This is a genomic window from Bradyrhizobium sp. SZCCHNR2028 (assembly GCF_032380995.1).
Taxonomy (GTDB): domain Bacteria; phylum Pseudomonadota; class Alphaproteobacteria; order Rhizobiales; family Xanthobacteraceae; genus Bradyrhizobium.
Genome location: NZ_JAUHJF010000002.1, coordinates 572,670 through 580,422, shown reverse-complemented (window position 1 = coordinate 580,422; position 7,753 = coordinate 572,670). Strand labels below are relative to the sequence as shown.

General features: G+C 64.4%; 9 protein-coding genes. 5 read left to right on the top strand and 4 right to left on the bottom strand.

Annotated elements, in window-relative coordinates; all coding sequences use genetic code 11:
• Positions 1–417 precede the first annotated feature (417 nt).
• Together QX121_RS05965 and QX121_RS05960 are read left to right on the top strand one after the other, a co-directional pair.
• Positions 418–1,284, top strand: coding sequence for a hypothetical protein (locus tag QX121_RS05965; protein ID WP_315811409.1), 867 nt, complete (start codon positions 418–420; stop codon positions 1,282–1,284).
• Between the two features lie 218 nt (positions 1,285–1,502).
• A complete protein-coding gene (locus tag QX121_RS05960; RefSeq protein ID WP_315741022.1) occupies positions 1,503–1,778 on the top strand; it encodes a hypothetical protein in 276 nt (91 codons plus the stop codon).
• A 95-nt stretch (positions 1,779–1,873) separates the two neighbouring features.
• Here the strand turns inward: QX121_RS05960 and QX121_RS05955 are convergent, their stop codons facing one another.
• On the bottom strand, positions 1,874–2,848 hold the full coding sequence (locus QX121_RS05955) for a quinone oxidoreductase (RefSeq protein WP_315811408.1): 975 nt from the start codon (positions 2,846–2,848) through the stop codon (positions 1,874–1,876).
• Positions 2,849–3,047: 199 nt separating this feature from the next.
• Between QX121_RS05955 and QX121_RS05950 the strand changes: the two genes are divergently transcribed.
• The 3 genes from QX121_RS05950 (at position 3,048) to QX121_RS05940 (ending at position 5,315) form a co-directional block, all read left to right on the top strand.
• Complete coding sequence (locus tag QX121_RS05950; RefSeq protein WP_315741020.1) at positions 3,048–3,308, top strand: hypothetical protein; 261 nt, start codon at positions 3,048–3,050, stop codon at positions 3,306–3,308.
• 177 nt (positions 3,309–3,485) lie between these two features.
• Positions 3,486–3,809, top strand: a complete 324-nt coding sequence (locus QX121_RS05945) for a multidrug efflux SMR transporter (protein WP_315741019.1) — start codon at positions 3,486–3,488, stop codon at positions 3,807–3,809.
• A 1,284-nt stretch (positions 3,810–5,093) separates the two neighbouring features.
• Positions 5,094–5,315, top strand: coding sequence for a hypothetical protein (locus tag QX121_RS05940; protein ID WP_315741029.1), 222 nt, complete (start codon positions 5,094–5,096; stop codon positions 5,313–5,315).
• 46 nt (positions 5,316–5,361) lie between these two features.
• On the opposite strand, the gene QX121_RS05935 is transcribed toward QX121_RS05940, so the two are convergent.
• From QX121_RS05935 to QX121_RS05925, 3 genes are read right to left on the bottom strand one after another with little or no spacing between them, the layout of a single operon-like run.
• Entirely contained in the window at positions 5,362–5,973 is a 612-nt protein-coding gene (locus QX121_RS05935; protein WP_315811407.1) for a pyridoxamine 5'-phosphate oxidase family protein, read from the bottom strand.
• On the bottom strand, positions 5,951–6,592 hold the full coding sequence (phnN, locus tag QX121_RS05930; RefSeq protein WP_315811406.1) for a phosphonate metabolism protein/1,5-bisphosphokinase (PRPP-forming) PhnN: 642 nt from the start codon (positions 6,590–6,592) through the stop codon (positions 5,951–5,953). Before phnN ends, QX121_RS05935 begins: the two co-directional genes overlap by 23 nt.
• On the bottom strand, positions 6,589–7,746 hold the full coding sequence (locus QX121_RS05925) for an alpha-D-ribose 1-methylphosphonate 5-triphosphate diphosphatase (RefSeq protein ID WP_315756178.1): 1,158 nt from the start codon (positions 7,744–7,746) through the stop codon (positions 6,589–6,591). The genes phnN and QX121_RS05925 overlap by 4 nt, the downstream gene beginning before the upstream one ends.
• Positions 7,747–7,753 lie beyond the last annotated feature (7 nt).

Here is a 7,753-nt window from a genome sequence, read left to right as displayed (position 1 = left end):
GATGCAGTCATGGCTCGAAATTGCACCGCGCCGAGCCCTCTCACCCCCCTAATTCGGATTCTTGCCCAGCCTCGACGGGCGTGACGCCTTGCCGCTAGCCGCGCCTGGCGCCCGGATCAGTCCTCGACCCGCAGCTCATCGCTATGGACGTAGCAGTCGGCATTCGGAGGCGGCGGTGGGACAGGCTGGTCTTCCGCTATCTCGGCTCCAAGCTGGGACCCGCCCCGACGATCCAGGGGCTGCCAGCGAGCCGGACCTGCTGCGCCGTCGCCTCATCGCCGATATCCGGCCGACGTTGCCGACGTCGCGCAAGCGGATTGATCCCGATCAAGGACCAGGCGCCGCGCCGGAGCAAACTCATCGTCAACCTGTGGCTGCACAGGCGGGACATGGGGAAACGCCATCATGGGAAACGCCATGCGGAGATATCTTCTTGCCTTTACCTTGGTGATCGCCGCATTCGGCTTCACGTCGTCGGCGCGTGCGGGATGCTGGCCGAACGAAAACTTCCACCTCGTGTGCTGGCTGGATACCTATGGAACGGCGTGCGAAGCGCACCACGCGCTGACCAGCGTCAGAGCCGTGCTGTATCCAGAGCCGCGCTACTCGTACTATGAATTCGAGGTTTCGCACTGGTGGACGGCCCACAAGACCGTGGCCTGTCCGCCGAATCAAAAGACGACGTTCAGCGGTGTCTGGGACCGGGAAACCGGAAAGGCGGAGGAAACGGCGACCACCGGCATTTCGTCGGTGACCAGGCGAGTCTATTGCAGCAACAATCCCTGGACGGGCCAGGGGCCGCCGACGGTGCCGATCTGCTCATATCCGGCCGATGATCAGAACGTGGGACTGCCCGTCACCTCGGCGATGCTCACGCAAAGCCAGCGAGACGATCTGCTTCGCGTTCAGGAGCCGTTGCATACCCGTTGCCAGCAGATCAAGCCACTCGAGGACGAGGTGTCGTGGCTGAACGGCCGCCCCATCGTCGAGGTGGTCGCGTCCCATCATGAATATCAGAAGCTCGAATGGCATCTGTGGTTCATGGACTTCGGCGAGTTCGGACCGTGGCATGAGGTCGCGGCACCGAAGCCGAAGGGCCCCTTGATCTGGAAGGGCACGACCTATACCGAGCGCCGCATTGCGACATCGAGGCACAGATATTGGCTGAACAAGCCCGGCCGCTGGAAGGTGGTTGCGAAGCCGAAGCCGACCGCGGCGGCGGCGCAGGGGATCCCGATCAGCGTGACCACCGAATGTCCCGGCGCGACGTTCAACGTGCAGTGATGGGCGATCACGCGGTCCTCATGGCGTGCGGGAACATGCTTCCGCACGCCACGTTACATCGCCTGGACTATTTCTGCGGCCGATGCCGGTGTGGTCATGGCCGCGCAGGCGGAGGATGGAGTCGGCTGAGGCGAGGGTGGACCGAATCAGCCTTGACAAAATTCTGATTTAAAGAAATAATGGAGCATCACAGTCAGCCGAAGGCGAACCGGCGCTCCATGCAGTATTTCGTCGTGATGATCGACTACGGCCGGCGCGGACGCGAGGCCGTGGTCGATCCTGAAATGACCCGGCGCGACGTCGTTGCGCGTATCGCGTCGGGGGAATATTCGAACGTCAGCTTCATCCACGAGATCGTCGACCGGTCGGTTGCGGACGTCACGGCCGATATCATGTCCGAAGCCGCCCTGCCCGAGATCGATGGGCGGGACGCCGACCTGCAGGCGGTCCAGTTCGATCACCTTCGCGATCTGCGCAAGCACGAGCAGGTTTGACCGGACTGCGCCGGCCCGTGTCGCACGCCGCGCCGACGAAACGGGTGAGCCTGCGTCTGCAACAGGCTCACCTCGGACGGATGCCTCAAACCAAGTCAAACCAGAAAGACGGTCGAGCCGGTCGTCTTGCGCGCCGCGAGATCGGCGTGTGCCCGGGCCGCGTCCTTGAGCGGATAGGTCTGATTGACCTCGATCTTCACCGCGCCCGACTTGACCACGTCGAACAATTCGTTGGCCATCGCGACCAGGCTTTCACGCTTGGCCGCATAGGTGAACAGCGTCGGCCGGGTCACGAACAGCGAGCCCTTTTGGGCGAGCAGCCCGAGATTGAGCGGATCGACGGCGCCCGAGGACTGGCCAAACAGCACGGCGTAGCCGAGCGGCGCGAGGCAATCGAGCGACTTCAGGAACGTGTCCTTGCCGACGGAGTCATAGACGACAGGCACCTTCTTGCCGCCGGTGATCTCGCCGACGCGCGCGACGAAGTCCTCGCGCGTATAGATGATGGTATGCTCGCAGCCATGCGCCCTGGCCAGTTGCGCCTTGTCGTCGCTGGATACCGTGCCGATGACGGTGGCACCGAGGTGCTTGGCCCACTGGCTGAGGATGAGGCCGACGCCGCCGGCAGCGGCATGCAGCAGGATGGTCTCGCCCGCCTTGACGCGGTAGGTCTGCCGGATCAGGTACTGGGCGGTCAGGCCCTTGAGCATCATCGCCGCGGCGGTCTTGTCATCGATGTCATCGGGCAGCTTCAGCAGCAGCGCGGCCGGCATCAGCCGCGCCTCTGAATAGGCGCCGAGCGGCGACGAGCCGTAGGCGACGCGGTCGCCCACCTTCAGGTCCGTCACCCCTTCGCCCAGCTCCTCGATCACACCGGCGCCCTCGCTGCCCAGTCCGCTCGGAAGCTGGACCGGATAGAGCCCGGAGCGATTGTAGATGTCGATGAAGTTGAGCCCGATCGCCGTATGGCGGATGCGCGCCTCGCCGGGGCCGGGCTTGCCGACCTCGATCTGCTCCCAAGCGAGGACCTCGGGACCGCCGGTCTTGTGGAAACGAATGGCGTTCGTCATGGGTTGTCATCCTCCCTGTCGGATTGCGCGACGCCGCGCCGGCGCCCTTGCGGGCCGTTCGAGCCCTTGTTCTTCCGCGGCCGAACCTCGGTCATCCGTAGCCGCTGTCGGCTCGGTTTGGCAATCGGCTTTGCCAGCCGGCACAGGAACAACGTTTGCCGTTCCAGCGTTCATGGCCATAGGCATGGAGTCCGAGCCCATGGCGCCCAAACGACGCAGCGCAGCGGTCAATCTGGCCATGCTGATCGAGCTGGCCTCCCACACCTTCATGGGCATCGCCATGGGGCTCGGCTTCGCCTTCGCGCTGATCCAACTGGATGCGTTCGGCGTCTCGACCCTGATCGCCCACAGTCTCGATCCGCATGTGACGTTCGTGATCTTCGTCGGTGTGTTGACGCTGTCCTTTGCTGTCGGCGCAACGCTGACAGGATTCGTATTCACGATGATGGAGGAGAGATAGACCCGACGCGCGCCCAGCTTGTCATATGCGCGTCGCGCAAACCATGCAGATGGACGGCAGGTTCGACCGGCGCGGAGATGACGAAATGGCCGGACTGCTGGGTGCAGGCGATCCGCAACTTCGCGACGCCGGCCTCGGATCCGTGGGCGATGTCACGCCGTTGGGTGCACGGCCCTCATGAACGGCTGGCTTGCTCTGTTCGCGGCTGGAGCTCTCGAGATCATCTGGGCGCTCGGCCTGAAGCATTCCGACGGATTGACGCGCTTCTGGCCCAGCGTCGCCACCGTGATCGCCATTCTGCTCAGCTTCGCGATGATGTCGCTCGCGCTGCGCTCACTGCCGTTTGGCACCGCCTATGCGGTATGGACCGGGATCGGCGCGGCCGGGAGCATCCTCGCCGGCATGATCCTCTACAGCGAGCCGGCGGATCCGACGCGGCTGTTCTGCCTCACGCTGATCATCACCGGCATGATCGGGCTGAAGCTGAACTCGCCGGTCTGACACGGGCGACGATCTCCGGCAGGATCGCGAGAGTTCGACGCTGCCGAACACGGCGAGGGCGAGCACGAACGGCAGCAGGTGATAGAGCGCGCGGAAGATCAGCAGCGCCGCGAGCAGCCGCTCCTGATCGCCGCCCAGGCCCAGCAGGATCGTTGCATCGAACAGGCCGATGCCGGCCGGGGCATGGCTGGCAAATCCAAGCAAGGTCGCGGCAATGAAGACCGCCATCAACCGCGCGAGATCGATGCCGAGTTCCGCCGGCATGAGGACGTACATTGCCAGCGCCGCGGTGCTGAGCTCGACCAGTCCGACCAGGATCTGCAGCAGCACAGCGGGCCCGGACGGCAATCGAACGGGCCAGCGGGCGCTTCGCCGCCCCGGCCAGCTCCACACGACGAAGGCGGCAACGGCGCAAAGCAGTGCCGCGGCAACGAGACGGTTGAGCGCCGGCGGCCAATACTCCACCCATCCGAAGGCGTCCGGATCAATCATCAAGCTCAGGCCGAGCGCGGTGAGATTTCCGAGCCAGAAGGTCAGTCCGGTGAGGAAGCTGATATTGGCGATGTCGATCGCACCGAGCCGGTACGGCGCGTAGATCCGATATCGAACCAGCGGTGAGATCAACGCGACCGCGCCGATGCCGTGCGCAATCGGGTAGCTCGTGAAGCTGCCGAGCGCGGCCGCGCGATAGGGAATGTCCCGCCGGCCAATCGTCCGCAACGCGAACACGTCGTAGAGCGTGAGGCTGGCGTAGGAGAGGACGATGAACGCCAGCGCCATCGCGATCAGATGAAGGTCCGTGGCCTCGACGATCGACAGAACATGAGCGAAGTCGAGCTTCTTGACGGCGCGTGCCAGGACACGGCCACAGCCGCAATCGAGAGGCTCAGGGCCAGTCCGCCCAGGCTGCGCAACCAGATTCTGCGGTTCGACTGCAGCGGCGAAACGTCGGTCAGGTCAGCCATTCAACGTGTTTCGTTTCAAACATGCGCCGGCCGATTCGAGCAGGACGATGGCGCCGTTTGACACACCGATGTGACAGAGGCGTTACCGTTGTGCGCCGCCCACACACCTTAATTATCTGTTAACGCCGGACGATCGTTCACCGCTACCAACACGGCGAGCTCCAATGCAGCACCACATTCGCGATCATTCAAATTTGAATTAATCGCCGGCGGGTTCGAGCGTAATGACGTGAACCGTATCAGTACGGATGCATGAAGGTCGCATCTTCGTCACGCGGACTTTCTAAGACGGGTGCGGAACGTCAACATTCGAGGCAGCATGAACGCGGAAATCGAACACGAGCTCACGCCGGACCAATGGGAGACGCTGAAGGCGCTTCGCATTCCCGCGCGTGAACGCCGCAGGCTGAACGGCGTGATTGTCGACGAGCTCACTGCATTTGGACTCGTCGCAATCGACAATGGCGCCGCGACGCTCACCGTCGCCGGGCGCAAGGTTCTCATCAGAGGATCCTCACGCCTGCTCGACGTCGCAGCCTGATCTTTCGGAGCCCGGCCTTCCCTTTTTGAAGAGCCGCGCGCCGAATTCACCACAAGGATTTCCGCGCGCGCTCGGGCCACTCGCGATCGTACGCCGCGCTGTCGATATCGTTGGCCGTCATCGCCGCAAGAATCTGTCCCGGCGTCGGCAGTTGCTGCGGGTCGACGCGCTTGTCAGGGTTCCAGAGATCGGCACGAACGATCGCGCGGGCGCATTGGAAGTAGATCTCTTCCACCGCCATGACGAGGACGGAGCGCGGCGGCTTGCCTTCCATCCGGAACGACTCCAACAGATCGGGAGCCGTCGACAGATGACCGTGTCCGTTCACACGCAGTGTATTGCCCGATCCCGGAATCAGGAACAGCAGACCGATCCGCGGATCGCGCACGATATTGCGCAGGGAATCCACGCGATTGTTGCCGCGGCGATCCGGCATCATCAGGGTCTTGTCATCGTGGATACGGATGAAGCCGGGAAGATCGCCGCGGGGCGAACAGTCGAGACCTTCAGGACCGCAGGTCGCGAGCGCCACGAACGGCGACTTCTCGATCATGATCCGGTAGTGCGGCGTCACGCGATCAGCCACCTTCGCCGTCGATGCCAGCCCCGTCTCGCCATAGATCGCCTCGAGCTGCTCAATCGTGGTGATGATCGACATGGCCGCCTCCTCCCTCGGATCCGATCGGTTCTGCGTCGATCGGTCGCTTGATGATTTCCGCCAGCCTGTGACCGTGCGGCTCGGGATCGCCGACATTGACGATCGTGACATCCGCCACGGTGTCTTCGCTCACCGCCCGGTGAAGACGCTCACCGATATCGCCGTCGCTCGGACGGTGCCGCTTGCCGAGCCGTTCGGCGAGAACATCCGCCGGCGCGGTGATGGCGACGACGATGACGTCGGCATAGTCCCGACGCGCGGCGGGAATGATCGTTCGCGAGACGTTCACGACCACGGTGCGGCCGGCCAGGATGTCATTCTTGATCGCGCGCGGCACGCCGTAGTCATGTCCGTGGGCCTCCCAATGCAGCGCGAACTCACCGGCGCTGAGCGCCTCACGAAAAGCGGACGCGCTCATCTCGAGATTATCCTCGAAAGCCGAGGCCTCGCGCGTGACGATCCGCCGCGGAAAAACGATCCGGTCATCGCTGGCGCATTCGCGGCGCGCCACGTTGAGCAAGGTGTCCTTGCCCGCGCCGCTCGGCCCGACCACCAGGATCAGGCGGCCGGGACCGAGCTTCTCGGATGTCTTCGCCGATGCAACCTCGGTTCCGCTCATGCCACCCGCTGCCCTTCCCGCCAGACGCTGCGCACGACCGACAACTGGCCTGCGACATGAACGCGGATCAAGTCCGCACGCTTGCCTGCGGCGATCTCGCCGCGATCATGCAGGCCGACGGCATCGGCGGGCGCCTTGGTGACGGTGCGGACGGCTGCGGCAAGATCGATGGAAGGCACCCGCTGCGGCAATTGCAGCGCGCCCATCAGCAGGCTCGACGGTACGTAGTCCGACGACAGAATGTCGAGCAGGCCCTCGCGCGCGAGGTCCACGGCGGCGATGTTGCCGGAGTGAGACCCGCCGCGCACGACGTTGGGAGCGCCCATCAGAATGCTGATGCCCGCCTGGTGAAGGCCCCGCGCGGCTTCCATCGTGGTCGGAAACTCCGCGACCGCGATGCCGTCCTTGATCGCGTCCGCGACGTTCTCCTCGGTGGTGTCGTCATGACTGGCCAGGGGCACGTCATGGGTCTTCGCCAGCGCAACGATGTCGCGCATGTTCGGCGCCGCATAGGCCTGCTGATAGGCGAAGCGGCGTGCAAACATCACGTCGAGCTCCGCATCGGTCTTGCCGCCGCTCTTGCCGCGATAGTAGTCGCGCAGCTTGCCTTCGTCGCGAAACTGGCGCTGCCCGGGCGTATGATCCATCAGCGACATCAGCCGCACATCCGGACGCCCCGCCAGTTGCCGCGCCTCCTCGACCACGGTCGGCATCGGCACCTCGCAGCGCAGATGCAGGAAGTGATCGGACCGCAGCAGCCCGCCGTCGCGCGCCGTCGCGATCGCATCCGCGAGCACATTGGCCTGGCCGTCGACGCCCTCGGCGCCCTCTTCGCTCCACACCCGCAGCGAATCCAGCACCGTCGTGATGCCCGCGGTCGCAAGCTGCCCGTCATAGGAAATGACGGCAGCAACGGGATCCCAGTAGACTTTCGGGCGCGGCACGAAATGCGCTTCAAGGTGATCAGTGTGCAGTTCGACCAGGCCAGGCATCAACAGGTCGCCGCCGGCATCCAGGCTGCCAACCGGCGCTGCCCCCTCGCCCAGTTCCGCGATCCGGCCTCCCGCGATCGCCACCCAGCCCTGCTCGACGACGCGGTCGGCGAGGACCAGCCTGGCATTTCCTATCACGAGATCGGACATGTTCGCGCTCATCTGCAAT

Bases quoted from the DNA above. Each gene is read 5' to 3' on its own strand.
- QX121_RS05965 (WP_315811409.1), top strand. From the start codon at position 418: ATGCGGAGATATCTTCTTGCCTTTACCTTGGTGATCGCCGCATTCGGC.
- QX121_RS05960 (WP_315741022.1), top strand. From the start codon at position 1,503: ATGCAGTATTTCGTCGTGATGATCGACTACGGCCGGCGCGGACGCGAG.
- QX121_RS05955 (WP_315811408.1), bottom strand. From the start codon at position 2,848: ATGACGAACGCCATTCGTTTCCACAAGACCGGCGGTCCCGAGGTCCTC.
- QX121_RS05950 (WP_315741020.1), top strand. From the start codon at position 3,048: ATGGCGCCCAAACGACGCAGCGCAGCGGTCAATCTGGCCATGCTGATC.
- QX121_RS05945 (WP_315741019.1), top strand. From the start codon at position 3,486: ATGAACGGCTGGCTTGCTCTGTTCGCGGCTGGAGCTCTCGAGATCATC.
- QX121_RS05940 (WP_315741029.1), top strand. From the start codon at position 5,094: ATGAACGCGGAAATCGAACACGAGCTCACGCCGGACCAATGGGAGACG.
- QX121_RS05935 (WP_315811407.1), bottom strand. From the start codon at position 5,973: ATGTCGATCATCACCACGATTGAGCAGCTCGAGGCGATCTATGGCGAG.
- phnN (WP_315811406.1), bottom strand. From the start codon at position 6,592: ATGAGCGGAACCGAGGTTGCATCGGCGAAGACATCCGAGAAGCTCGGT.
- QX121_RS05925 (WP_315756178.1), bottom strand. From the start codon at position 7,746: ATGAGCGCGAACATGTCCGATCTCGTGATAGGAAATGCCAGGCTGGTC.